Raw genomic sequence first — 25,056 nt, 5'->3', positions numbered from 1 at the left:
AATTGCTGATAACATGCACGTTCCCGACATTCATTCGAGTTCACGATGAGCCAACCCTGGAGCCCCGACAGCTGGCGCGCCCTGCCGATCCAGCAACAACCCCACTACCCTGACGCCGCGCACTTGCTGCAGGTCGAGCAGAGCCTGGCCAGTTACCCGCCGCTGGTGTTCGCCGGTGAAGCCCGGGAGTTGCGCCGCCAGTTTGCCGAAGTGACCCAGGGTCGCGCATTCCTGCTGCAAGGTGGCGACTGCGCCGAGAGCTTTGCCGAGTTCTCCGCTGCAAAAATCCGCGACACCTTCAAAGTGCTGCTGCAGATGGCCATTGTCATGACCTTCGCCGCCGGCTGCCCGGTGGTCAAGGTCGGGCGCATGGCCGGCCAGTTCGCCAAGCCGCGCTCGGCCAACGATGAAACCATCGACGGCATCACCCTGCCCGCCTACCGTGGCGATATCGTCAACGGTATTGGCTTCGACGAGAAAAGCCGCGTCCCGGATCCGGACCGCCTGTTGCAGTCCTACCACCAGTCCACCGCGACCCTGAACCTGCTGCGAGCCTTCGCCCAGGGCGGTTTTGCCGACCTGCACCAGGTGCACAAGTGGAACCTGGACTTTATCGCCAACTCTGCGCTGGCCGACAAGTACAGCCAACTGGCAAACCGCATCGACGAAACCCTGGCCTTCATGCGCGCCTGCGGCATGGACAGCTCGCCACAACTGCGCGAGACCAGTTTCTTCACCGCCCACGAAGCGCTGCTGCTCAACTACGAGCAAGCCTTTGTGCGTCGTGACAGCCTGACCAACGACTACTACGACTGTTCGGCCCATATGCTGTGGATCGGCGACCGTACACGCCAGCTCGATGGTGCCCACGTCGAGTTCCTGCGCGGGGTGAACAACCCGATCGGGGTCAAGGTCGGCCCGAGCATGAACCCCGAGGATCTGCTTCGCCTGATCGACATTCTCAACCCGGACAACGACCCCGGCCGCCTGAACCTGATCGCACGCATGGGCGCCAACAAGGTCGGCGACCACCTGCCCAACCTGATCCGCGCCGTGCAGCGCGAAGGCAAGCAGGTGTTGTGGAGCAGCGACCCGATGCATGGCAACACCATCAAGGCCAGCAGCGGCTACAAGACCCGGGACTTCGCGCAGATCCTCAGTGAAGTGAAGGAATTCTTCCAGGTCCATGAAGCCGAAGGCACTTATGCTGGCGGGATTCATATTGAAATGACCGGGCAGAATGTCACCGAGTGCATCGGCGGTGCGCGGCCGATTACCGAGGATGGCTTGTCGGACCGGTACCACACCCATTGCGACCCGCGGATGAATGCCGATCAGTCGCTGGAGCTGGCGTTCCTGATTGCCGAGACGTTGAAGCAGGTCAAACGCTAGGCAGGTGTGGCCTGAACCAACGCTATCGCGAGCACGCCGGGCTCCCACCACGGTCAATGTGGGAGCCGGGCTCGCCCGCGATAGCGTCCTATCTGCCAGCCTCCATTGCCAGCATTGCCACCCGCAACCGGGCTGCGCTGTGTCGCTGACAATTGATCTGCACCTGCTCCAACCCCAGCCAATCCGCCATCTGCCGCAGGCTCAACGCCAGCGCCAACATCCCCGTCTCATCCAACCCTGGCTCTTCCTCATGCACGGCATGCACTGCCAACCGCGCATTGGCACGCTCGGCGCGCAGGTCCACCCGTGCGGCGATGCGTTCGTTGTGCAGGAACGGCAGCACGTAATAGCCGTACACCCGCTTGTCCTGCGGGGTGTAGATCTCCAGCCGATAGCGAAAGTCGAACAGGCGCTCGGTACGGCTACGCTCCCAGATCAATGAATCGAAGGGCGACAGCAAGGCACTGGCTGTCACCTTGCGCGGGACCGTTGGCTCGGGCAGGCAATACGCCGGCTGTTTCCAACCCTGGACCTGGCAGACCTGCAATTGCCCATCCTCGACCAACTCGGCGAGGCGCCCACGACTCTCTGCCGGGGTCAGGCGAAAATAATCGCGCAGGTCCTTTTCCGTGGCGATACCCAGCGCCGTCGCGGCATGCAGCAACAGGCCACGCTGGGCACTGTGCTCGCTCAAGGGTGCCTGTTGCAGGATAGCTGCCGGGATAACCCGCTCCGGCAGGTCGTACAGCCGCTCGAAACCACGGCGCCCGGCCACCGTCACCAGCCCTGCGGCAAACAGCCATTCCAGGGCCTGCTTTTCATCACTCCAGTCCCACCACGGCCCGGCGCGCTCTTCACGGGTCGACAGGCTGCCCGCCCCCAACGCACCCTGCTGTTCGACGATGGCCAGCACGCGGCGGATGGTTGCCTGTTGCTCGCGCCCAAAACGCGCCATCTGCTGATAGATCCCCTGCCCCTCGGACGCCCGCTGCATGCGCCAGCGCATCAGCGGATACAGCGCCATCGGCAGCAGCGAGGCCTCATGCCCCCAATACTCGAACAGCGTACGCTTGCGCCCCTGGCTCCAGGCCGCCTGTTCCAGCAGCAACGGCGAGTAATGACCCAGGCGGGAAAACAGCGGCAGGTAGTGGGAGCGCACCACGGCATTGACCGAATCGATCTGCAACACACCCAGGCGCTCGATCAGACGATTGACCTGGGCTGCCTTGATCTGTGCGGGCGGCTGGCGCCCGGAAAAGCCTTGGGCCGCCAGTGCCAGGCGGCGTGCTTGCTTGAGGGAAAAGCGCAGTTCTGCGGGCATGTGCATCTCCTGATTACGCCCGCAGACTGTAGCGCGGTGGCCGTCATTTACCCAACGGGTCATTCCACACAGACCGGTGGCGTTCATGCTCGACATCCGCCCGGGTCAAGCCAATATCCTTGAGTGAGTCATCACTCATTTCTGCCAGGACCTGACGCTCGCGCTGCACGGCGTACCAACGGCAAACCCTTTGAAACACCCCGGCCAACGGGCGTTTCACCAACAACACATAACCTCTTTGACCCTTCATCATCTCGCCCTCCAGTGGGGATGACTAAAGTCTGGGCCTGGGGCTATGATCAATCCAACGAATGTTTTTTATGCAATACATCTCAGAGATTGATCAATTGAACAACTACCCGAGCATTGATACCGACGTGCTACGCACCTTCGTCGCCATCGCCGACCAGGGTGGTTTCACCCGCGCGGGCGAGAAGGTCAACCGCACCCAATCGGCGGTCAGTATGCAAATGAAGCGGCTGGAGGAGGACGTGTTGCAGCGCAAGTTGTTCGAGCGTGATGGCCGGCAGGTCAGGCTTACGCCCGAGGGGCAGGTGTTGCTGGGGTATGCGCGGCGCATCCTGAAGCTGCACAGCGAGGTGTTCAATACCTTGCGCGAGCCGCATATGGTCGGGCTGGTGCGCATCGGCACCCCGGACGACTACGTGATGCGCTACCTGCCCGGTATCCTCAAGCGCTTTTCCAAGGCCTACCCGCTGATCCAGATTGAGATGCACTGCGAAGGCACGCCAGTGTTGATGCAGCGACGCGACCTGGCGTTGACCGTGGTCAGCCGTGAACCGGGGAATGAAATCGGCGAACAGCTGCGCAACGAGCGCATGGTCTGGGTGGCGTCACCGTGCTTCTGCGTGGATGAACACGAGACCCTGCCCCTGGCGATCGCCGGCCTGGACAGCTTTTGCACGCAATGGGCGCGCGCCTCGCTGGAGGCCGTGGGGCGCGAGTATCGCCTGGCCTACCACAGCTCCAACGGTGCGGCGATCCAGGCCGTGGTGGGTGCGGGGCTGGCGGTGACGGTGATGATGGAAAGCCTGGTCCCCGACGATCTGCGGATACTCGGCAGTGACGAAGGTTTCGGCCCACTGCACACGGTCAACTTGCGCCTGCTGCGCAACCCGAACATGACCTCGCCCATCACCGAGTGCCTGGCCGAATACATCCTCGAAGGCTTCAGACTTTAAAGGTCAACATCACCGCGCATACCACCAGGAAGCCGCAGAACAAACCGCGCAGCAGACGCTCCGGCAACGCGTGGGCGATTTTCACCCCCCAACTGATACTCAGCAGCCCGCCGACCGCCAAGGGCACGCCGATCAGCCAATCCACTTCCTGGTGCCAGGCATAAGTCACCAGGGTGACGCCGGTGCTGGGCAAGGCCAGTGCCAGGGACAGGCCCTGTGCAACCACCTGGGTGGTGCCGAACACGCTGGTCAACACCGGTGTGGCAACCACCGCGCCGCCAACACCAAACAGGCCCCCCATGGATCCCGACGCCGCGCCCAATACCCCCAGCCACGGCCAGGAATAGCGCATCTGCGCCGAAGGTGGCGCATTGCTGGTGACCATGCGCACCAGGTTGTACGCCGACAGGGCCACCAAAAATGCGATAAAACCAATGCGCATCACGCCCGCATCAATGCCTACCGCCCAGATCGAACCCAGCCAGGCAAAGCAAAACCCCGTGATGCCAAGCGGCAAGGCATGGCGCAGCTCAATGCGGTTGCGCTGGTGATAACGCCACAGCGCCAACATCACATTGGGCACGACCATCACCAGCGCAGTGCCTTGGGCGATTTGCTGATCCAGGCCAAACAAGACGCCCAGCACCGGAATCGCGATCAGCCCGCCACCAATGCCAAACAGCCCGCCGACGGTACCCAGGGCTATGCCCAGCACCACATACATCGCCATATCCACCACAACCGTACCCCTGCACCGTCTCAAGCCCTGCATGCTACGCAGTCCACTCTGGCATGGAAACGCACAGCAACGCACAATGGCTATGCCAAATCCGCACAAGCGAATCCCCCCATGAACCCTACGACCTTGACCGATCAACTGGGCCTGTTCCTCGACGTGCTGGAGACCGGAAGCTTTTCCGCAGCGGCGCGGCGCCATCCGCTGACGCCCTCGGCCGTGGCCCGGCGGATCGACAGCCTGGAAAGCGCCCTGGGCAGCCAGCTGTTCCTGCGCAGTACCCATGCGGTGCTGCCTACCCCTGCCGGCCTGGCATTTGCCGAGCGGGCGCGGCGGATTGTCCGGGAGTTGCAACTGGCGCGAGCCGAGGCGGTATCACTCAGCCATGCGCCCGAGGGCCTGATCCGCGTGGACGCGCCCGCCGCCTTTGGCCGGCGACACCTGGCACCGGCAATCGCGGACTTTCTGACGGTCTATCCGGGCCTAGACGTGCACCTGCATCTGATCGACAGTTTTGTCGACATGCAGGGCGAGCACCTGGGCAAGGTCGACCTGGTGCTGCGGGCCGGACATATCGTCGACACACGGCTGATCGCCACGCCTTTGGCCAGCATCGTGCGAATCGCCTGCGCCAGCCCGGCCTACCTGAAAAACCGTGGCATGCCGACCCATCCCAGCCAACTCAACGAACACGACGGCCTGGACTGGGAAGGTCTGGCGCCGATGTTCGCCTGGCGTTTTGAACTGGATGGTCGCAAGAACACCTACCGCCCACAGCGCATCCGCATGAGCGCCAACAATGCCGAAGCCCTGCTATCGGGCGCTCTGGCCGGACTGGGCATCGCTCACCTGCCCACCTGGCTGACCAGTGAGTACCTGGTGCGCGGCGAACTGGTGCCGTTATTCTGCGAAAACGGCCTGCCGACCGCAGAAACCGCCGGCATCTACGCCCTGCGCCTGGAACAGCAAGCCAATGCTCGCAGCCGTCTGCTGCTGGAGTACCTCAAGAGCCGTTTCAGCCCCGTCCCGCCGTGGGATCTGGCGTTGCAGAGCGGCTGGGGCTGACTGCGCCTGCAGAATTGTCTGGCGCGTTAAAGGTTTGGCCGCTAGATTCCAGATCAAATACGCTTTAAGGCACTGCCATGACCCACGCTTGCGACGCCCTGCTCCTCGACAACCAACTGTGCTTCGCCCTGCACTCCACCTCGTTGTTGATGACCAAGGTCTACAAACCCCTGCTGCAGGCCCTTGGCCTGACCTACCCGCAGTACTTGGCCATGATGGTGTTGTGGGAACAAGATGGTTTGACCGTGGGTGAAATCAGCAATCGCCTGCTCACCGATCCGGGCTCACTGACCCCACTGCTCAAGCGCCTGGAAGCCGAAGGCCTGTTAAGCCGCACCCGCAGCCGCGCCGATGAGCGTGTGGTTGTGGTGGAGTTGACCGAGGCTGGCCGAGCACTGCGGGACAAGGCCATGGATGTTCCCCCCTGCATCCTTGGCGCCAGCGGCCTGCAGATGGAGCAACTGCAGAAGCTGCAAGCCGACTTGCTGGAGCTGCGCAGGAATCTACAGGCCAGCGTCTAGCCGCCCCCCCCAAAGGTGATGACGATCACTTCAAAATTTATATTGCGCGCTAAACATTTGCGCGATACATTCATCTCGCCACTTACTTTGCGCGCAAACCTTTAGCGCAAACACCAGCGAGGAATCCCTGATGCAAACCCTCTATACCGCAGTAGCCACCGCCACCGGCGGCCGAGATGGTCGTGCCGTTTCCAGCGACAGCATCCTCGATGTCAAGCTCTCTACCCCTAAAGAGCTGGGCGGCGCGGGCGGCCAGGCCACCAACCCGGAACAACTGTTCGCTGCTGGCTACTCGGCCTGCTTTATCGGCGCCCTGAAATTCGTCGCCAGCCAGAGCAAACGCAAAATCCCCGATGATGCTTCGATCACCGCCCACGTCGGCATCGGCCAGATTCCCGGTGGTTTTGGCCTGGACATCGACCTTCACATATCCCTGCCCGGCCTGGCGCAAGATGAAGCACAGAGCCTGGTAGACGCTGCACATCAAGTCTGCCCGTACTCCAACGCTACCCGTGGCAATGTGGATGTGCGCTTGCATGTCACGGTGTGACAGGTAAACAGGCATAAAAAAACCCGACTCTTGGTCGGGTTTTTTATTGGTAACACCAGAATTACTTCTTGGCGCGACCTTTGTACGAACCACCTTCACGGGTGTCGATTTCGATCAGGTCGTCGATTTCGATGAAATCAGCAACTTGCAGTTCGGTACCGTTAGACAGCTTGGCAGGCTTCATCACTTTGCCCGAAGTGTCGCCGCGAGCGGAACCTTCGGTGTAGGCAACCTTACGCACGATGGTGGTCGGCAGCTCTACGGAAACCAGGCGCTCTTCGAAGAAAATGGCTTCGCAGACGTCTTCCATGCCTTCTTCGATGAACGGCAGAACAGCTTCGATATCTTCAGCGTTCAGCTCGTACATGGTGTAGTCGGTAGTGTCCATGAACGTGTAGGTGTCGCCGCTGATGAACGACAGGGTCGCTTCTTTGCGGTCGAGGATCACATCATCCAGTTTGTCATCGGCGCTGTAGACGATCTCGGTCTTGTAACCGGTCAGCAGGTTCTTCAGCTTGGTCTTCATGATTGCGCTGTTACGACCAGACTTGGTGAACTCAGCTTTCTGAACCAGCCAAGGGTCGTTTTCGAGACGGATCACTGTACCGGGTTTCAGTTCTTTACCAGTTTTCATTACGAATATCCGAAATTTGGATGGGATTTACAAAAATCAAGGTCGCGTATCATATCCAATTTTCATAAAAGTGTACCAGCGCCGTCGCAAGATCGGCCTGCAAGGCCTGTTCCAGACACCATTTTTCGGCATGTGCGGTCACCTCAGGCCAATGCTCAAGGAGCATTTTCCAGTTGGCGGCCATGTCAGCGTCCGTGTTCCAGGCTTGCCAAAGGGCAATCAGTGCACCTTTGGCTGCGGGTGACAGGCCCTCGGTGTAGCGTTCAAGGAATGCATCGAGCTTGTCCAGGTGAATGTCTTCATCCTGACGGTAGATATGCCACAACAGCGGGCGCCCGGCCCATTGCGCACGGACGAAGGAATCCTCGCCGCGCACCGCATTGAAGTCGCAGCACCACAAAAGGCGGTCGTACTGCTCCTGGCGCACGAACGGCAGCACCTGCACCGTCAGCGCGCCACGCAGGTGTACCTGCCCCACGCCCAGCGCCTCGACGCCCAGCCAGCGCTGCACATCACCAAGGATGCGCCCTTCCGGCACCAGCAGATGGGTGGGCTGCCCGTCGGCCGCCAACACCTCCAGCCAACTGGCCAGGCCGGCATTTTCGTAGGCAAACAGCGAGATCAATCGTGCGCCCGCCACAGGAACAACGCCCAAGTCCTGTAGGAATTGTTGCTGAGCCTGGGAATCACGCTGAAACGCCTGACGCTGCTCGATCAACCCGGCCTCACGCAGCAAGCCCCCGGTGCCGGGACGGAATCCCGGAAAGAAGAAGTACTTTTGCACGCCCTTGAACTTGACCGACGGCAAGCCATGGCAGCCGACCACCCACTCCTCGGCGCTCAGGTAATCCAGGTTCATCCACAGCGGCGTGCGCTCGCGAGCGGCCATGGCTTCCATATAGTCCGGGGGCAACTGGCAGGCAAAGGCGGCGATCACCACGTCCGCCGCCGGTGTGGTGGGCCAGTGCGCCGGCCAGTGGCGCACGTCCACGCCCTCCTGCCACTGCTGCGCCGCCTGCACATCAACCTCAGGGCACATGCGCTCGAACGCCCGCAGGTCATCGACCCACAACCGCACCGCACAGCCCTGTTCCGCCACCAATTGCCGGGCCAGGCGCCAGGTCACGCCGATGTCGCCGTAGTTATCGACGACGCTGCAAAAAATATCCCAGCGGGCTTTCATTCCGGGCTCCATCAGTCAAAGGCTCGATTGTCCGCATAATTGCCGCCATGCAGAAGGGTTGATCGCGATTATTCTGCACGCCGGCTATGCGACAATCCCCAGCTCGCCGCAAACGCCCGCCAGGAGGCCACCATGTCCGATCGCCCGTTGTCGATGTTCAAACTCAGTATTGCCGTGGCCCTGGGCCTGTGGCTGGGCTTTGTCGCCATCGCCCTGACCGGCTGGCTGGCCTCGCGCTACCTGCTTGAACAACCCGTGGCCGCCGTCACCCAGGCCGTGCAGCAACTGGGCAAACCGCCTGCCGTGACGCCCGAGCCACCGAACCGTATGTTTGAGCAATACCAACAAAACCTGCACAAGCAGGAACAGCAGCAGGCGCTGGATCAGGCCCGGGACAACCCGCGCAACCTGTCCAACCCCAAATGCCAGTTCTGGCTCCAGCAGGACCAGAACGCCCCCAGCGACAAGAGCCGGGCCAACGTCCTGCAATTTTGTGATTGAGCCGAAAACCGCCCATGAATAAACACGCCGTCCTCCAGTTGATCCTGGAAAAACTCGTCGCCGATCTGGATGTGGCACAACGCGCCGCGCAAACTGCCTACGAAACCGCAACCCACGAAGAAAACATCGCCGAGAACAAGTACGACACCCTGGGCCTGGAAGCGTCTTACCTGGCTGCCGGGCAAGCCAAACGCGTCGAGGAGATCAAGCAATCACTGGCGCTGTGCCAGAACCTCAACCTGCGCCCCTACGATGAACAACGGGGTATCGAGGTGGGCGCCCTGCTCGGCCTGGAAGATGATGACGGCCGCCAGCAATGGCTGTTCCTGGCGCCGGACGCGGCAGGCCTGAAAGTCTATGTGGTGGGGCAGTTGGTGACCGTCATCACCCCCCGCTCGCCGCTGGGCAAAAGCCTGCTGGGCAAGTTCGAGGGAGATGAGGTGGAGATTACGGTGGCGGGCGCCCGGCAACAATTCGTGGTGACCGAGGCCCGCTAGGCCGATCAGTGAACCGGCAGTTCAACGCCGTCGAACAGCTCTTCCAGTTCCTGCTTGTTGTGGCACTGGATCGCCTTGGCCATGATTTCACGGGTCAGGTGCGGGGCGAACTTCTCGATGAAATCGCACATGAAGCCACGCAGGAACGTGCCACGACGGAAGCCGATCTTGGTCACGCTGGACTCGAACAACTCGCTGGCATCCAGTACCACCAGATCGCTGTCGAGCTTGGCATCGACGGCCATCTTGGCCACGATACCGACGCCCAGGCCCAGGCGCACGTAAGTCTTGATCACGTCGGCGTCAGCTGCGGTAAACACCACTTTGGGCGTGAGGCCGCGATGGCTGAAGGCTTCGTCGAGCTTGGAGCGGCCGGTGAACCCGAACACGTAAGTGACAATCGGGTATTCCGCCAGCGCTTCCAGGGTCAGCTTCGGCAGTTTGGCCAGCGGGTGGCCCTGGGGTACCACGACGCAGCGGTTCCAGCGATAGCACGGCATCATCACCAGGTCGCCGAACAGCTCCAGGGCTTCGGTGGCGATGGCGAAGTCGACGGTGCCGTCAGCCGCCATTTCAGCGATCTGCATCGGCGAACCCTGGTGCATGTGCAAGGCCACGTCCGGGTACTGCTTGATGAACGAGCTGATCACCGGCGGCAGCGCATAACGGGCCTGGGTGTGGGTGGTGGCGATCGACAGGGTGCCTTTTTTCTCGTTGGAGAATTCCTGGGCGATCTGCTTGATGCTTTCTACCTTGCGCAGGATTTCGCCGGCAGTGGTAATGATGCGCTCACCGGCAGGCGTGACGCGAGTCAGGTGCTTGCCGCTGCGGGCGAACACTTCGACGCCCAATTCGTCTTCAAGCAGGCGGATTTGCTTACTGATACCCGGTTGTGAGGTGTAGAGGCTTTGAGCCGTGGCGGAAACGTTGAGGTCGTGGTGCGCCACTTCCCAGATGTAGCGCAGTTGTTGAAGCTTCATATGTGTCCCTCAAAGCAGATAGACGCCACGGATATCAGCGACGGTATATAACTATATTAAAGGTTGGATTGATAAATCTAGAACTTTTTTATCGTATAAGCCCCATCACACATCATCACTGCGTCGACGTTGCAGCAAAGGCACCAGATAGACCGGCACCTGGGACAACTGCAACACCCGCGCCGCCGTACGCCCCAACGGGGTCGAGGCTCCTTCGCCCTGGCTATGACTCCCTACGATCAACAAATCCACCGAGAGTTTCTGCGCCTGGTCGAGAATCACTTGGGCGGGATCCCCCTGGATCACCCGCACCGAACGAATCGCCTGCAAGTCCTGCTCACCGTCCTGCAACTCTTCACGAAAACTGTCCAGCACCCGCTGTTCGATGTTTGCCATCACTGTATTGAGGCCCTGGCTCTGCCATTCGCTCAGGGCCTGTTCATCAAGATAGGTTTGCAGCACCGATTCTGCGAACAGCCCGATCGGCTCCACCACATGAATCACATACAGCTCCGCCTTGAATGTGCGCGCCATCGCCAGCGCATGTTGCATCACGTAAGGCGCATATACACCCAGGTCTGAGGCATACAACATCGACCGAATCATAGAACCTCCTGGACTGCCAGGATGGCGGGGATTGTTTCAGCTTAGCAGCGCCTCCGCGACTGCGATGAACTTAGCTCTCGACCTGGACTTTCGGCTCATTGCTCACGCCATGGGGCACATGCCCGGTGGCCACCACCTCCCTGGCTTTCTCGCAATGGCCGGCCTGGTCGTCAAAAAACACGTCGGCGGCAAACGCTTCAAGGAACGCCGATTTTTCCAGGCCGCCGAGAAACAGCGACTCGTCCAGGCGGATATCCCACTCACGCAAGGTGCGGATCACTCGCTCATGGGACGGTGCCGAACGCGCCGTCACCAGCGCGGTGCGGATCGGGCAAGACTCATCGGGGAACTCGCGCTGCAGCAGATTGAGGGCCGCCAGGAAGCCCTTGAATGGCCCACCGCGCAACGGCTCGCGGGCCGCTTGCCGCTCGCTGGCCTGGAACGCTTCCAGGCCGCCGCTTTGGTAGACGCGCTCTGACTCGTCGGAAAACAGCACCGCGTCACCGTCGAAGGCAATCCGCAACTCAGCGCTGGAAGCCCGACGGGCGCCGCCGGACAAAATGGTCGCCGCCGCAAAACCGGCATCCAGCGCGCTGCGCACATCTTCGGCGTGGGTCGAGAGGAACAGGTGGCTGCCAAACGCCGCCAGATAAGGGTGGGGGTTACGCCCACCGACAAAGGCGGCGCGGGAAATATCCAGGCCGTAATGCTGGATCGAATTGAACACACGCAACCCGGTGTCGGCGCTGTTGCGCGACACCAGCACCACCTCGACCCGTGCGCGGCCGAGGCTGGCATTCAGGGTCAGGAGTTTCTTGACCAAGGGGAAGGCATCCCCCGGCTCGAGGATTTCTTCCTCGTGGTCGATCTGATATTTGCGGTAGGCCTCGACGCCCTGGGCCAGATAAACCTTATGGCTTTCACCCAGGTCGAACAGGGCGCGCGAGGAAATCGCCAGCACCAGTTTGTCGCTCATCCCTTTGGCCATGTGTGTTCCTCAGTCGTTGCGTCGATCAATAAAACTCAAGGCCTGGTACAACGCCTGCATCCGCGGCAACTCGCAGCCCGCGGCCCTGGCAGCAGCCAGCGGGCGAGCGTAGATCGCGGCCAGTTCCAGGGGGCGCCGGTGCAGATGATCGTGATACATGCTGGGCCAGTAATCCGTCAAACGCTCGGTCATGCTGAACATCTGCTCGGGGTAGCCGGGCGCGATCTCATGGCCGCACGCCTGGGCGCCCTGCACTACTTCGGCCATCAGGCCCTGGATCAATTCCCGGCTGGATTCGTCGGCCATCAACTGCGAGGTATTGGCACCGAGCAGCACCGACAGGCCGTTGTACGGCACATTCCACACCAACTTATGCCAGCGTGCCTGATCCAGGTCGGGCATGGCCTGGGCGTCGATCCCGGCGTGGCGGAACAGCCCGGCGCCCTCTTCGACAATCGCCTGGCGGCGTGCAGCATCAGCGATGGCAGTGCCGCTGTGATAGCCAAGACTGACCCGGCCCATGGCCTGGTGCTCGACGATCCCCGGCCCGGAACGGTGCACGCAGATATAACAAAGCCCGCCAAGCAGGTGCAGGGACTCGGGCAGATGCTCGCGCAGGCCGTCCTCGACGGCGAGGCCGTTTTGCAGCAATACAACCTTGGCATCGGGCGCCGCGACCTGGGCAATGGTGGGCGCCAGTTCAACGTTACCAGTGGTCTTGGTGCCCACCAGCAGCCAATCGCAAGGCGGCATGTCGGCCGCGCTGGCATAGGCCTTGACCGGGTGCAGGCGCAAGGCGCCATGCACCGCACTGTTGAGCTGCAAGCCACGCTCACTGACCGCCGCAAATTCACTGCGCAGCAGGAAATGCACATCGAAACCGGCGCGCGCCAGCATCAACCCGTAAAAACCACCAATGGCACCGGTACCGATAATCCCAATGCGTGGCCCTGGCTCAACTGCACTCGTCATGGCAACTCCTCTGGTTCTCGTTTGAGCGCTTCTTCTATAGCCTCACGTAGGTCGCCGGCATTCAGACCCGTCTGCAATGCGCCGTGGAACTGACCCTCGCACACTACAAACAGCGCCGGCAAATGAAAGATCCCGTAGCGCTGCACCGCGCCGCCATTGTGCCCGGCGTCGATCCAGCAGATGCGCGCAACCGGCAGCTCCCAGCCGGGCAACTGCTGGCGCGCCCAGCGGCAACTGGAACAGCCGACACTGGTAAACACCAGCAGCGAAGCACCCGGCAACGCCAGCAACTGCTGGTCGATATCCAAATCCGTCAATTCAAACGCTTTCACTCGATCTGCACCACACCCTTTAACCAGGCAACACACTATCAGGCCGCACGACACCGCGCGCAATTGCCCATTGTCGAGCCGGCTTGTACGCGCTAAGGTTCGGCTCCCCGCTGCATTTAAATCATGCTGTGCTCCGCCGCACGGGGTTCGCTGGCGGCCGGCACCCGTGACCCTGACGAGTAACACGATGGCTGATTTACCGATCAACGACCTAAACGTCGAATCCAACGAGACCCTGATCACGCCCGATCAGCTCAAGCGCGAAATCCCTCTGAGCGACGCTGCATTGCAGACCGTCACCAAGGGCCGCGAAGTCATTCGTGACATCCTCGACGGCACTGACCACCGCCTGTTCGTGGTGATCGGGCCCTGCTCGATCCACGACCTCAAGGCTGCCCACGAGTACGCCGAACGCCTCAAAGTGCTGGCTGCGGAAGTATCCGACACCCTGTACCTGGTGATGCGCGTGTACTTCGAGAAGCCGCGCACTACCGTGGGCTGGAAAGGTCTGATCAACGATCCGTACCTGGACGACTCGTTCAAGATCCAGGATGGTTTGCATATCGGCCGCAAGCTGCTGCTGGACCTGGCTGAAATGGGCCTGCCAACGGCCACCGAAGCCCTGGACCCGATTTCCCCGCAATACCTGCAGGACCTGATCAGTTGGTCGGCGATCGGCGCGCGCACTACCGAATCGCAAACCCACCGCGAAATGGCCTCCGGCCTGTCCTCGGCCGTGGGTTTCAAGAACGGTACCGATGGCGGCCTGACCGTGGCGATCAACGCCCTGCAGTCGGTTTCCAGCCCACACCGTTTCCTGGGGATCAACCAGGAAGGTGGCGTGTCCATCGTCACCACCAAGGGCAACGCCTATGGCCACGTGGTCCTGCGTGGCGGCAATGGCAAGCCCAACTATGATTCGGTCAGCGTGGCCCTGTGCGAACAGGCACTGACCAAGGCGAAGATCAAGCCGAACATCATGGTCGATTGCAGTCACGCCAACTCCAACAAGGATCCGGCCCTGCAACCGCTGGTGATGGAGAACGTGGCCAACCAGATCCTGGAAGGCAACCAGTCGATTATCGGCCTGATGGTCGAAAGCCACCTGAACTGGGGCTGCCAGGCGATTCCAAAGGATCTGGCCGACCTGCAATACGGTGTGTCGATCACCGACGCCTGCATCGACTGGTCCGCCACCGAGACCACCCTGCGCAGCATGCACGCCAAGCTCAAGGACGTATTGCCCAAGCGCAAACGTACCTGACGCACACAAAAACGCCGGGCTAAGCCCGGCGTTTTTTTATGCCTGCCTGTTTGCTTTCACAGCTTCGCGGCATGGCGCTGGTGGCGCTCCATGTAGCGCTCGACGTAGGAGCAGGACGGAATCACCGTGTAGCCCATGCTCTCGGCGTATTGCAGCGCTTCTTCGGTCAGCGCAGCGGCAATGCCGCGCCCACGCAGGGCATTGGGCACGAACGTGCGGTAAATATCCAGGGTCTGCTTCCCCAGGTCCATGTAGGTCAGATAGGCACGATGACCGTCCACATTGGTCTCGAACTGATGACCAGCCTGGTCATGGTGGATGGACAACGCCTCGCTCATCACTACTCCTCGCGGGTCTTGGTTTCTGACCCCTACCTTACCGATGTTTTTCCGGCGAAGGAACATCTACGCCACCCCGTGCCGGTTTCGACAACGAGAAAAGCCCTACAGCACTCACGCCCCGCACGCAGGAATAGTAGGCACCAATCCTGTCATTGCTCAAGGGACACTCGTCATCCATTTGGCTCGCGAACATAGAAAGGGCTGATCGAACATCCTGTGGTCGATAGCCTGAACATTGCCGGCAGTTGAAGCGTGAGACGAACCCGCGCTTTTAAAGTCACCTCTACATGCGCGAAAGATGCCCGGCAACCCCGGGACAATCTGAACAATAGTATGGGGGCAGATATATAAATTGACATCGGCTTACAACGTTTAACACTTGCCAGGCGGCGCTTTCAGCCTGGATCCAATCTTTGACCAAGCGTCAAAAACTGGATATTTTTTATACAGACCCTCTAAAGATTAGCCAAAACAGATTCAGCACAAGAATTTTTTTTGCTTCTTGCGCTACGTCAGTTTACTTACTACAAGTAATGGGTAGTATGTACGCCGGCTATTAGCTCACTCTGAGAAATTAGCCATTAATTAGAAAGTCCTTGAAGGGGAACACGATGAACAACGTTCTGAAATTCTCTGCTCTGGCTCTGGCCGCAGTTCTGGCTACCGGTTGCAGCAGCGTCTCCAAAGAAACCGAAGCTCGTCTGACTGCAACTGAAGACGCAGCAGCTCGCTCCCAGGCTCGTGCAGACGAAGCCTACCGTAAAGCTGATGAAGCTCTGGCTGCTGCTCAAAAAGCACAACAGACTGCTGACGAAGCTAACGAGCGCGCTCTGCGCATGCTTGAAAAAGCTAGCCGCAAGTAATAATCCTTCGGGGTTGTTATCTAGCCGATCCATTTTGGATCGGCTTTTTATTGCCTGGGATTCGGCTACGGATCCCAGGCAATAAAAAACCCGCCAGGGGCAATCCGTGGCGGGCTTCGATGGGAGACAGGCGTTACTGCTGCAGATCGACCGGCATGCTGCTGACCATCGGCGCCGCGCCCGGTTCGCCAATTTGCGCCGGCAAACCATCTTCGGCCGCCACCACATCACGCACTTGATCCCAATCGACCCGCAGGTTATTGGCCAGGTCTTCGCGCTTGAGCATCGCATTGATGACTGCCGTGTGCTTGTCGACCACCGACGGCGTGCCATCGTCGTTCAACGGCGCATGCGCCTCCAGATAGACCTTGCCGCCGCTGATGCCGAATTTGTAGGCGTCATTGATGATCCGCACCGACGTGCCCACCGGAACCATCTTGGCCATCTCCAGCACGTTGTTGTTGAACATGCGGAAGCAACCATGACTGGTACGGGTACCGATACCGAACTTCTTGTTGGAGCCATGAATCAGGTAGCCCGGCGTGCCCAGGGTAAACTTGAATGGCCCCAGGGGGTTGTCCGGACCTGCCGGCACCACGTTGGGCAGCGGGTCACCGTCTGCTGCGTGTTCGGCCTTGATCGACGCAGGAGGAGTCCAGGTCGGGTTGGGTGTCTTGGCAATGATGCTGGTGTGGGCAATCGGCGAACCCCAACCCTCGCGACCGATCCCCAGCGGGAAGGTGTACACCACGTCCTGGCCCTTGGGGTAGTAGTACAGACGGTACTCGGCGAGGTTGATCACGATGCCTTCGCGGGGCCCCGGCGGCAGGATGAAACGGGTCGGCAGCACAATCTCCGCGCCGGTGCCCGGTAGCCAGGCATCCACGCCGGGGTTGGCCGCGACCATCTCCGAATAGCCCAGGTCGTAAGTCACGCCCAGGTCGGCAAAGGTGTCTTCGTACTTGGCCTTGATCACCTGGACCTCGCCGACAATGTCTTCACCCGGCGGTGGCAGGGGCAGTTGCAGAGCCGCAACAGGACCGGCTGCACATAAGGCAGCGAGAGACAGGCAACGGGTGACGACAGGCAGACGCGACAACATCCGGAAAATCCTTCGCAGATCGACGGGGGTAAATGGCGATTGTAGCGTGTAGCAGCCCTTAAAGCTCGAAGCGCAGTTCAGGCCAGATAGGCGGTGTGCCACGCTTTTGCGATTCGAGAATCGCCCGGCACAGGGGGCACAGGCGCTGGTCCTGGAAGATCGAGCGATCCACCGAAGACCAGCGTGGCTGGGCCGGCAGCAATGTGCCGCAGAGCGTACGGTCGATCGTGCCGCCCAGCTCCAGCTGACGTGTTACCAGGTGCACCTTCACTTCCTGGCAGGCGAACAGATCCAGCTGCTCGTCAGGCTCGATCAGTTGGTAGGCAAATAGGGACCAGGCAGGACGCGACGACATCGGGGGCTCCAAATCGGGGGCGCCACCTTAGCCGAAAGACCGCTGCTAGAAAAGCGTCATAACAGCGGTTTTAGCGTCGGCCAGACATTTTCCAGCAACTTCGCCTGGGCGCCGACTGCCGGGTGCAGTTGATCCGCCTGCATCATCTCCGGATGCCCCCCCACCCCTTCAAGAAAAAACGGTACCAGGGGAACGTTTTTTTCCTTGGCCAGCACGCCATAGACTTCGGCAAATGCCGTGGTGTAGCGCGGGCCATAATTGGGTGGCAACTGCATCCCCAGCAGCAACACCTTGGCGCCACCGGCCTTGGACTGGTCGATCATCGACGCAAGATTTTGTTGCAATTGTGCCGGGGGCTGTCCACGCAAGCCGTCGTTGCCGCCCAACTCGATCACCACCACGTCCGGCTTATGCTCTGCAAGCGCCGCCGGCAGCCGCGCCAAGCCTCCGGCACTGGTGTCGCCGCTGATGGAGGCGTTGACCACTTTATCGTCGAAACCCTCCTGCTTGAGCCGTTGCTCCAGCAGTGCCACCCACCCTTTGCTGGTATCCAGGCCGAAACCGGCACTGATACTATCGCCAACGATCAGGACAGTACCCGCCGCTGCGTTCTGGGCCATGCACATCAGGGCCAGGCCAGCACTCAAAAACCATATTCGCATCGGATTCTCCATGGGCGCATGCATTCTCACCGCGCAGAACCTTAGCAAAGTGGTTCCCAGCGCGGAAGGTGAACTGACCATCCTGCACGAACTGAGCCTGGAACTGAACAAGGGCGATAGCCTGGCTATCGTCGGCAGCTCCGGCTCGGGAAAATCCACGCTCCTTGGCCTGCTGGCCGGGCTCGACCTGCCCAGCAGCGGTGAAGTCACCCTCGCCGGCCAGGCCCTGAGTGTCCTGGACGAAGATCAACGGGCACGCATCCGCGCCGAACACGTCGGCTTTGTGTTCCAGTCTTTCCAATTGCTCGACAGCCTCAATGCCCTGGAAAACGTCATGCTGCCCCTGGAGCTGGACGGTCGCAAAGACGCCCGCGAACGCGCCCGGCACTTGCTCGAACGGGTCGGCCTGGGCCAGCGCCTGACTCACTCGCCCCGCCAGCTCTCCGGTGGCGAGCAACAACGAGTGGCCATTGCCCGTGCATTCGCCGCCGAGCCGGACGTACTGTTTGCCGATGAACCCACCGGCAACCTCGACAGCCACACCGGCGAGCGCATCAGCGACCTGCTGTTCGAGCTCAACAAAGAGAACGGCACCACCCTGGTGCTGGTGACCCACGACGAGCGGCTAGCCCATCGCTGCCGACGCCTGATCCGCCTTGAAGCCGGCCAGATGGTCGAGCCCCTGGAGCCTTGATGGCACGTTTGCCGCTGTTGCGCCTGTTCAGCCTTGCCCTGCGCCAATTGCTGCGCGATGCCCGCGCCGGTGAATTGCGCGTCCTATTCTTCGCCCTGCTGGTGGCCGTAGCCGCCAGCACGGCCATCGGCTACTTCGGCGCACGACTCAACGGCGCGATGCTGTTGCGCGCCACCGAGTTCCTTGGCGCCGACCTGGTGCTGGAGGGCAGTTCCCCGGCCCGGCCCGAGCAGATAACCAGTGGCACGCAACTGGGCTTGGCACATGCCAGGGTGGTGGAGTTTTCCAGCGTCATCGCCACCGACAACGGTATTCAGTTATCGAGCATCAAGGCGGTCAACGAGCAGTACCCGCTGCGCGGCCAGTTGAAAAGCGCGGCCGAACCGTTCGCCGAAGACACCCCGGGCGGCGGGCCGAAATCCGGCGAAGCCTGGGTCGAGGCCCGCCTGCTGACCGCACTGGACCTGAAAGTCGGCGACAGTATCGACGTCGGCATGAAGACCCTGCGCCTGGCCCGCGTACTCACCTATGAGCCGGATCGGGCCGGCAACCTCTACAGCCTCACCCCGCGAGTGATGATCAACCTGGCCGACCTTGAGGCCACCGGCGTGGTGCAGCCGGGAAGCCGGGTCAGCTACCGCGAGTTGTGGCGTGCGCCGCCAGCCAGTGTCGCGCTGCAAACCTACCGCGACCAGATCACCCCGGGACTGGCCGCCAACCAGCGCCTGCAGGATGCGCGGGACGGCAACCAGCAGATCGGTGGTGCCCTGGGCAAGGCCGAGCGCTACCTGAACATGGCCAGTCTGGTCGCCGTGTTGCTCTCCGGCGTGGCCGTGGCCCTGTCGGCCAACCGCTTTGCCAGCCGCCGCTTCGACGCCAGTGCGCTGCTGCGCTGCCTGGGTCTGTCGCGACGGGAAACCATGCTGCTGTTCAGCCTGCAACTGACCGTCCTGGGCTTGCTGGCCAGCCTCGCCGGCGCAGCTCTGGGCTGGTTCGCCCAACTGGGCCTGTTTTACCTGTTGAACGACCTGTTGCCGGCAGACGTGCCACCCGGCGGATTGCTGCCGGCCGTCGCCGGCATCGGTACCGGCCTGGTGGCCCTGGCCGGCTTTGCCCTGCCCCCTCTTGCAGCCCTGGGCCGAGTGCCGCCGTTGCGGGTGCTGCGACGCGACTTGCTGCCGATCCCCTCCAGCACCTGGATGGTGTATGGCGCGGCGCTGTTTGCCCTGGGCCTGATCATGTGGCGCCTGAGCCTGGATCTGGTGCTGACCTTCGCCCTGCTGGGCGGCGGGGTGATCGCCGCGCTGCTCCTCGGTGGCCTGCTGCTGTTGCTCTTGCAAAGCCTGCGCCGCCTGCTGGCGCGTGCTGCCCTGCCCTGGCGCCTGGGGTTGGGCCAACTGTTGCGCCACCCGCTGGCGGCGGCGGGCCAGTCCCTGGCGTTCGGCCTGATCCTGCTGTCGATGGGTTTGATCGCCCTGCTGCGTGGCGAGTTGCTGGACACCTGGCAGAACCAACTGCCCAAGGATGCCCCCAACTATTTCGCGCTTAACATCCTGCCGGCCGACAAGGACGCCTTCGGTGCCCGCCTGCTTGCACTGCAGGCACAGGCCGCGCCCTTGTATCCGGTGGTGCCGGGACGCCTGATCAGCATCAACGGCGAACCGGTGCAGGAAATTGTCAGCAAGGACTCCAGTGGCGATCGGGCGATACAGCGAGACCTGAGCCTGACCTGGGCGGCCAACCTGCCCCCTGGCAATACCCTGACATCGGGCACCTGGTGGGCGGATCAGCCGAGCGATGAAATACCGGGGGTCTCGGTCGAAGCCAAGGTCGCCGAAAGCCTCAAGCTCAAGCTCAACGACCACCTGATCTTTACCGTTGGCGGGGAAAACCGTGAAGCCCGGGTCACCAGCCTGCGGGAGATCAACTGGGACAATTTCCAACCCAACTTCTTCATGATCTTCCAGCCTGGCACCCTGAAGGACCTGCCGGCCACGTACCTGACCAGCTTCTATCTGGCCGCCGGCCATGACCAGCAGATCGTCGACCTGTCCCGGGCCTTCCCGGCCGTGACCATCCTGCAGGTCGAGGCGCTGCTGGCCCAACTGCGCAGCATCCTGGCCCAGGTCACGCTGGCCGTGGAATACGTGCTGCTGTTTGTCCTCGCGGCAGGCATGGCGGTGCTGTTCTCCGGCCTGCAGGCCACCCTGGACGAACGCATCCGCCAGGGCGCCTTGTTGCGCGCCCTGGGCGCGGAGCGCAAGTTGCTGGTCAAGGCCCGTCGTATCGAGTTCGGGCTGCTGGGCGCGGTCAGCGGGTTGCTGGCGGCACTGGGTACCGAGCTGGTGACCCTGGTGCTGTATCGCTACGCATTCGACCTGGTCTGGCACCCTCACCCATGGCTGCTGGTGCTGCCAGTGATCGGTGCAGTGCTGATCGGTGGTGCCGGGGTGTTCGGTACACGCCGCGCGCTGAACGCCAGCCCACTGGCGGTACTGCGCGAAGGCTGAAACAAAAATGGCCCGCTTCCTCCTTGAGGAGCGGGCCACTCACAGTTACTTGATGTATTCGATACCTGTGATCCACCAGCACATTTCGCCATTTGGCGTCTGCACAATGGCCTCATCGTCCACTTCTTTGCGCAGCAAGGCCCTGGCCATGGGGGAGTCGATGGAGATGTAGTCCATGCGCTCATAAATCTCGTCATAACCCACGATGCGAAAACGCTTGGTCTCGCCCTGCTCGTTCTCGATATCCACCCAGGCGCCGAAAAATACCTTGCCCTCCTGCTCGGGCATGTACTCCACCACCCGCATATCTTCCAGGCGCTTGCGCAGGTAACGCACCCGGCGATCAATTTCACGCAGCAGCTTCTTGTTGTACTGGTAGTCGGCGTTCTCGCTGCGGTCTCCCAGCGAAGCAGCCCACGTCACCTTGCGCGTTGTATCAGGACGTTTTTCTCGCCACAGGTAATCGAGCTCTTTTTTCAGTGCCTCATGACCTTCTTTGGTAATCAGCTTGGTACTCAAAAGCGTCACATCCCCAGGAAATATCCATTGGTTCAAACCCCCTCTGCATCAGCCAAGGATGCATTGGCTGCCTGACGGCAATCGGCCGGGTCTGATGATAAATGAACGCCAGAAAGTAGCCAGGCCTGATTCCCCGGTCAATCGGCACCAAGCAATTTACTGGATTGCTGCTCAACATTTTCCACAGGAAACAGGGTGCCATCCAGGCGATAAAGCAGTGCCTTCAAGTCGCCCCTGAAGCCCGACAACTGCCCCAGCCCGGTCGCCAGTTGCTCAGCCTGTTGCTGGGATGCCCGGTCCTGCGCCTGTAGCCTGAACGACTCGTCTTCCATCTGTTGAGCCCAGCCCTCCAGGCGGCGTTGTTCTGCCTGCTGCAACTGCGCATCCCGGGCCAGGTGCTCCTCACGGCTATTCAACGCTTCGGCTCGCTGCTGCAAAGCAAGCTCCTGCGCGGCCAACTGTTGATTGGCCTGCTCCAATGTGGCCTTTTCCCGTAGTAGCTGGTCCCTTTGCAGTTCAAGCGCCTCCTGCTGCTGGAGCACTGCGCGTTTCTGTTGCGTCAACTCATGCGCCACACGGGCAAGATTGGTCAGCGTGGTGTCTACTTCATGCAGGGACGACTGATCCGCCGCCACGACTGGCGGGACGACTGCGGGCGGTGCAACAGGCTGCGGCTCCGGGGCCTGCGGTGCAGGTACCTCCTGTGCCTCCGGTTCCTTCGGCGGCGGAGGCAATGGCTCAGGCAAGACGACCACTGGCTCCTCATGGAGCTCCTGCGTCACATCCTCGCGATTTGCCGTACCGGGTGGCGATACCATTTTTGACGAGAAGCGAATAGACGGCACAATCAACTCGGTGCTCTCTATCGCGGGCAGACCAATGACTGAAGTGCCCAGGGTGATCACCTTCATCACCAATGCCTTCTTGATCATCAGCGAGTGGTGATCCTCCGGTCGGGCCGTCGGTAGCTTGCTGCCCTTCAGGTCAATGAAATGATAAGGCACCTGGGGCCCGGCGGCATTGCCCCCAGATGCCGTGGCAAGGGTGATGATCTGCTTGAGGACGCTCATTGCCAGTTGCAGGCTCTCCTTGGACTCGATGCTTCCAAGAAAATACCGCTCGGACTTTTTGCGCAACGCGGCGATGTAGACCCGAGAGCTTCCGGGCTCAACCTCCTCGTCCAGACTGTAGACAAGAAAGTTCGAAGCAATTTGCGGTATCGCAAAACAACAGAGCAACGCACCGTTAACGGGGGAATCATGACCAGAGTGTTCAAGAACAAGAGTACGTAGAAGCATCATGAGTGTCGGACTCCATTACCGTAGTACTTCATATACACGCCATTTTTCAAATCAAAATCAACAATCCTGCAAAAACAACGCAATTGTTTCAGCGAGTGATTGAGGCACATGTAGGACTTACCTTATTCAAGCGCTTTAGCGTTTCCAAGCGCCCCTATTGAACGTACCATTTTTTAACAAAGCCGCACCTGAAACACTTGATCAATACTTTTCATTTTCCACCCTCGGCAATTCTCAACCTGAACACACAGGCTTATTGAGCCCCCTGCATATTCAGCATGCCCCGGCAAACAACCAAGCAGAAAAGCCTAATGATCGAAATAACCAATCTAACAAAAAAAACGGGACGAGCGATTGCCATCGACAATATGACATTCAGTGTCCGCCCAGGGGAATGCCTGGGGTTGTTCGGACACGATGGCGCTGGCAAAAGCACACTACTGAAATTGCTCTCAGGCGCAACTCCCGCAACTTCCGGCAATATAAAAATACATGACATAGATATCGCGACCCATCCGATAAGGGCAAAAAAAATAATAGGCTACCAGCCTGAATTCGCCCTCAGCCACGGCAATATGAAGGTAAAAAGCTTTCTGGGTTTCATGGCCGAAGTTCGCGGACTTCGTGGCCTGGAAAAGCGCAAGATGGTTGACCGCGCCATCACCCGCCTGGAACTTTGGCGAGTACTTGACTCACCTGTCGCAGCCCTTCCCCCAGGGCACCGGCGCAAAGTCGCGCTGGCCCAGGCCATCCTGCATGACCCCAAGCTGCTGCTGCTCGATGAACCCACAGAGGGCCTGGACACCCTGCAAAAACAGAAGGTCGGCACCCTCATCCAGTCGTTGACCGAAGACATGACGGTCATTGTCGCCTCGCGCAACCCCGAGGAATTCTCCTGCATCTGCCAACGGGCGCTGGTCCTGGCCGAGGGCCGGTTGCTCGCCGACGCCCCTGTCACCGAGCTGCAGCGTAGCTCGCGCCATTACCAGGCAATCACCCTGGCCGCCGATACCCCCCTGGACCTATTGGCGCTGGCCGTGCTTCCGGGGGTGGCTGGCATCGAAGAAGACCGGCACGCCTACGGCAGCGTGACGGTACTCGCGATGCCAGGGCAGGTCATCTATCCCCACATCAATGCCCTGGTCGCCAACCGTCGCTGGAAGATCAATACCTTGAGCCTTGAGCCGGGACGCCTGAGCGACGTCATCCACCACTTGAGCCAGGAGGCACCCAATTGAAACGTCTACCCGTGATATTCAAACGGCAACTCAACAACTACTTGTCGAGCCCGGCCACCTATTTTGGCGTCGCTATGTTTCTGATTACTAACACCACACTAGGCTTTTATGTAGGAAACTTCTTAAACGGAAATCCGACAGACCTTCACGCCTTCTTCCAGTTTCACCCCTGGCTTTATCTTTTTTTCATTCCATTTATTTCCACACTGCTCTGGTCGGATGAGCACAACGAAAATGCACGCTCCTTTACAAATACCTTGCCGGTCTCGGCCCTCGAACTGACATTGGGCAAGTTCCTGGCCGCTTGGACCGTTTGCGCACTCACACTCGCCTTGGACTTCCCACTGGTCATCATCATTAACTATCTGGCCATGGCGGACAACTCAACCATCCTCGGCCAATTCATAGGGAGTTGGTTACTGGCAGGCGCTTATCTCTCATTCTCCTGCCTTGTCTGTGTAGTGGCCTATAATCGCCTGATTATTTTCGGCATCACACTCGCGTTATTATTGCTCACCAGCACTTTATCGTCAGTGCTGGACATGCTGACCCATCAGGCCCCTATCTGGGTGATCGACAGCTTGATTTCACTCAACCCGCGGGTACGTTTCAGCGCGATAGACAGTGGCCTCCTGACCCTGCATGACACGTCGTACTTCATAAGCATGATCATCGCTTTCCTCACCGCAACCACCCTAACTTTAAACTTCAGAAAAGGCTGAGAAAG

The 25,056-nt window shown here is 60.5% G+C and carries 29 protein-coding genes; 13 read left to right on the top strand and 16 right to left on the bottom strand.

Translation table 11 applies throughout. The annotated features are described in order from the left end of the window. The first annotated feature begins 45 nt into the window (after window positions 1-45). On the top strand, window positions 46-1,392 hold the full coding sequence (locus HBO24_RS17120) for a 3-deoxy-7-phosphoheptulonate synthase class II (protein ID WP_057958936.1): 1,347 nt from the start codon (window positions 46-48) through the stop codon (window positions 1,390-1,392). 88 nt (window positions 1,393-1,480) lie between these two features. Here the strand turns inward: HBO24_RS17120 and HBO24_RS17115 are convergent, their stop codons facing one another. After that, window positions 1,481-2,713: a winged helix-turn-helix domain-containing protein gene (locus HBO24_RS17115; RefSeq protein ID WP_057444671.1), complete on the bottom strand. Its 1,233-nt coding sequence runs from the start codon at window positions 2,711-2,713 to the stop codon at window positions 1,481-1,483. 43 nt (window positions 2,714-2,756) lie between these two features. Then, a complete protein-coding gene (locus tag HBO24_RS17110; RefSeq protein WP_057444696.1) occupies window positions 2,757-2,963 on the bottom strand; it encodes a DUF1127 domain-containing protein in 207 nt (68 codons plus the stop codon). A 70-nt stretch (window positions 2,964-3,033) separates the two neighbouring features. Here HBO24_RS17110 and HBO24_RS17105 point away from each other — a divergent pair, with 70 nt between their 5' ends. Beyond that, window positions 3,034-3,915 carry a LysR family transcriptional regulator gene (locus HBO24_RS17105; protein WP_115129377.1) on the top strand — a complete coding sequence of 294 codons (882 nt, stop codon included), beginning with the start codon at window positions 3,034-3,036 and terminating at the stop codon, window positions 3,913-3,915. Here HBO24_RS17105 and HBO24_RS17100 read toward each other — a convergent pair. Next, window positions 3,905-4,654, bottom strand: coding sequence for a sulfite exporter TauE/SafE family protein (locus HBO24_RS17100; protein ID WP_057439181.1), 750 nt, complete (start codon window positions 4,652-4,654; stop codon window positions 3,905-3,907). The genes HBO24_RS17105 and HBO24_RS17100 overlap by 11 nt on opposite strands. 111 nt (window positions 4,655-4,765) lie before the next feature. Here HBO24_RS17100 and HBO24_RS17095 point away from each other — a divergent pair, with 111 nt between their 5' ends. From HBO24_RS17095 to HBO24_RS17085, 3 genes are all read left to right on the top strand, one after another. Further along, window positions 4,766-5,716: a LysR family transcriptional regulator gene (locus HBO24_RS17095; protein ID WP_170060032.1), complete on the top strand. Its 951-nt coding sequence runs from the start codon at window positions 4,766-4,768 to the stop codon at window positions 5,714-5,716. 77 nt (window positions 5,717-5,793) lie between these two features. Next, window positions 5,794-6,237 (top strand): MarR family transcriptional regulator, encoded by a 444-nt coding sequence (locus HBO24_RS17090; RefSeq protein ID WP_170060031.1) that lies wholly within the window; start codon window positions 5,794-5,796, stop codon window positions 6,235-6,237. 130 nt (window positions 6,238-6,367) lie between these two features. Further along, the gene (locus tag HBO24_RS17085) at window positions 6,368-6,787 is read left to right on the top strand and encodes an organic hydroperoxide resistance protein (RefSeq protein ID WP_057439183.1); all 420 of its coding nucleotides are present in this window, start codon (window positions 6,368-6,370) and stop codon (window positions 6,785-6,787) included. Between the two features lie 61 nt (window positions 6,788-6,848). Here the strand turns inward: HBO24_RS17085 and HBO24_RS17080 are convergent, their stop codons facing one another. After that, on the bottom strand, window positions 6,849-7,421 hold the full coding sequence (locus HBO24_RS17080) for an elongation factor P (protein WP_003172723.1): 573 nt from the start codon (window positions 7,419-7,421) through the stop codon (window positions 6,849-6,851). Between the two features lie 49 nt (window positions 7,422-7,470). Continuing rightward, on the bottom strand, window positions 7,471-8,604 hold the full coding sequence (gene earP / locus HBO24_RS17075) for an elongation factor P maturation arginine rhamnosyltransferase EarP (protein WP_057439184.1): 1,134 nt from the start codon (window positions 8,602-8,604) through the stop codon (window positions 7,471-7,473). A 132-nt stretch (window positions 8,605-8,736) separates the two neighbouring features. Here earP and HBO24_RS17070 point away from each other — a divergent pair, with 132 nt between their 5' ends. Then, the gene (locus HBO24_RS17070; protein ID WP_057444674.1) at window positions 8,737-9,105 is read left to right on the top strand and encodes a hypothetical protein; all 369 of its coding nucleotides are present in this window, start codon (window positions 8,737-8,739) and stop codon (window positions 9,103-9,105) included. Between the two features lie 14 nt (window positions 9,106-9,119). Continuing rightward, window positions 9,120-9,602, top strand: a complete 483-nt coding sequence (locus HBO24_RS17065) for a GreA/GreB family elongation factor (protein ID WP_057444675.1) — start codon at window positions 9,120-9,122, stop codon at window positions 9,600-9,602. A gap of 5 nt (window positions 9,603-9,607) precedes the next feature. Here the strand turns inward: HBO24_RS17065 and cysB are convergent, their stop codons facing one another. From cysB to HBO24_RS17040, 5 genes are all read right to left on the bottom strand, one after another. Further along, on the bottom strand, window positions 9,608-10,582 hold the full coding sequence (cysB, locus tag HBO24_RS17060) for an HTH-type transcriptional regulator CysB (RefSeq protein WP_057439185.1): 975 nt from the start codon (window positions 10,580-10,582) through the stop codon (window positions 9,608-9,610). A 105-nt stretch (window positions 10,583-10,687) separates the two neighbouring features. Then, window positions 10,688-11,188, bottom strand: a complete 501-nt coding sequence (locus HBO24_RS17055) for a universal stress protein (protein WP_057439186.1) — start codon at window positions 11,186-11,188, stop codon at window positions 10,688-10,690. Window positions 11,189-11,258: 70 nt separating this feature from the next. After that, complete coding sequence (locus HBO24_RS17050) at window positions 11,259-12,176, bottom strand: 5'-nucleotidase (protein ID WP_038447487.1); 918 nt, start codon at window positions 12,174-12,176, stop codon at window positions 11,259-11,261. Between the two features lie 9 nt (window positions 12,177-12,185). Then, window positions 12,186-13,148, bottom strand: coding sequence for a putative 2-dehydropantoate 2-reductase (locus HBO24_RS17045; RefSeq protein ID WP_057439188.1), 963 nt, complete (start codon window positions 13,146-13,148; stop codon window positions 12,186-12,188). Further along, complete coding sequence (locus HBO24_RS17040; protein ID WP_115127847.1) at window positions 13,145-13,480, bottom strand: thioredoxin; 336 nt, start codon at window positions 13,478-13,480, stop codon at window positions 13,145-13,147. The genes HBO24_RS17045 and HBO24_RS17040 overlap by 4 nt, the downstream gene beginning before the upstream one ends. 187 nt (window positions 13,481-13,667) lie before the next feature. Between HBO24_RS17040 and HBO24_RS17035 the strand changes: the two genes are divergently transcribed. Continuing rightward, entirely contained in the window at window positions 13,668-14,744 is a 1,077-nt protein-coding gene (locus HBO24_RS17035; RefSeq protein WP_029297994.1) for a 3-deoxy-7-phosphoheptulonate synthase, read from the top strand. Between the two features lie 56 nt (window positions 14,745-14,800). Here the strand turns inward: HBO24_RS17035 and HBO24_RS17030 are convergent, their stop codons facing one another. Then, a complete protein-coding gene (locus HBO24_RS17030; protein WP_029297992.1) occupies window positions 14,801-15,082 on the bottom strand; it encodes a GNAT family N-acetyltransferase in 282 nt (93 codons plus the stop codon). A 614-nt stretch (window positions 15,083-15,696) separates the two neighbouring features. Here HBO24_RS17030 and oprI point away from each other — a divergent pair. After that, window positions 15,697-15,948: an outer membrane lipoprotei OprI gene (gene oprI, locus HBO24_RS17025; RefSeq protein ID WP_003172710.1), complete on the top strand. Its 252-nt coding sequence runs from the start codon at window positions 15,697-15,699 to the stop codon at window positions 15,946-15,948. Window positions 15,949-16,081: 133 nt separating this feature from the next. Here oprI and HBO24_RS17020 read toward each other — a convergent pair whose 3' ends face one another. Genes HBO24_RS17020 through HBO24_RS17010 form a run of 3 tightly spaced genes read right to left on the bottom strand, consistent with a single transcriptional unit; the run spans window position 16,082 to window position 18,067 of the window. Beyond that, window positions 16,082-17,050, bottom strand: a complete 969-nt coding sequence (locus HBO24_RS17020; RefSeq protein WP_057439189.1) for a L,D-transpeptidase family protein — start codon at window positions 17,048-17,050, stop codon at window positions 16,082-16,084. 58 nt (window positions 17,051-17,108) lie between these two features. Next, window positions 17,109-17,405, bottom strand: coding sequence for a hypothetical protein (locus tag HBO24_RS17015; protein WP_029297976.1), 297 nt, complete (start codon window positions 17,403-17,405; stop codon window positions 17,109-17,111). Window positions 17,406-17,461: 56 nt separating this feature from the next. Next, complete coding sequence (locus tag HBO24_RS17010; protein WP_115127846.1) at window positions 17,462-18,067, bottom strand: arylesterase; 606 nt, start codon at window positions 18,065-18,067, stop codon at window positions 17,462-17,464. A gap of 10 nt (window positions 18,068-18,077) precedes the next feature. Here HBO24_RS17010 and HBO24_RS17005 point away from each other — a divergent pair, with 10 nt between their 5' ends. After that, window positions 18,078-18,761 (top strand): ABC transporter ATP-binding protein, encoded by a 684-nt coding sequence (locus tag HBO24_RS17005; RefSeq protein WP_057439231.1) that lies wholly within the window; start codon window positions 18,078-18,080, stop codon window positions 18,759-18,761. Next, complete coding sequence (locus HBO24_RS17000) at window positions 18,761-21,271, top strand: ABC transporter permease (RefSeq protein WP_170060030.1); 2,511 nt, start codon at window positions 18,761-18,763, stop codon at window positions 21,269-21,271. The genes HBO24_RS17005 and HBO24_RS17000 overlap by 1 nt, the downstream gene beginning before the upstream one ends. 45 nt (window positions 21,272-21,316) lie before the next feature. Here the strand turns inward: HBO24_RS17000 and greB are convergent, their stop codons facing one another. Beyond that, entirely contained in the window at window positions 21,317-21,790 is a 474-nt protein-coding gene (greB, locus tag HBO24_RS16995; protein ID WP_057439191.1) for a transcription elongation factor GreB, read from the bottom strand. 137 nt (window positions 21,791-21,927) lie between these two features. Beyond that, window positions 21,928-23,091, bottom strand: a complete 1,164-nt coding sequence (locus tag HBO24_RS16990) for a hypothetical protein (RefSeq protein WP_057444677.1) — start codon at window positions 23,089-23,091, stop codon at window positions 21,928-21,930. Between the two features lie 311 nt (window positions 23,092-23,402). Here HBO24_RS16990 and HBO24_RS16985 point away from each other — a divergent pair, with 311 nt between their 5' ends. Together HBO24_RS16985 and HBO24_RS16980 are read left to right on the top strand one after the other, a co-directional pair. After that, window positions 23,403-24,329 (top strand): ABC transporter ATP-binding protein, encoded by a 927-nt coding sequence (locus tag HBO24_RS16985; protein WP_115129376.1) that lies wholly within the window; start codon window positions 23,403-23,405, stop codon window positions 24,327-24,329. After that, a complete protein-coding gene (locus tag HBO24_RS16980) occupies window positions 24,326-25,051 on the top strand; it encodes an ABC transporter permease (protein WP_057439193.1) in 726 nt (241 codons plus the stop codon). The genes HBO24_RS16985 and HBO24_RS16980 overlap by 4 nt, the downstream gene beginning before the upstream one ends. Window positions 25,052-25,056: the final 5 nt, after the last annotated feature.

The organism is Pseudomonas sp. WS 5410 (assembly GCF_012985645.1).
Taxonomy (GTDB): Bacteria; Pseudomonadota; Gammaproteobacteria; order Pseudomonadales; family Pseudomonadaceae; genus Aquipseudomonas; species Aquipseudomonas shahriarae.
Note: the sequence above shows the minus strand (reverse complement) of the source record. Positions and strands in the feature narration are given on the sequence as shown.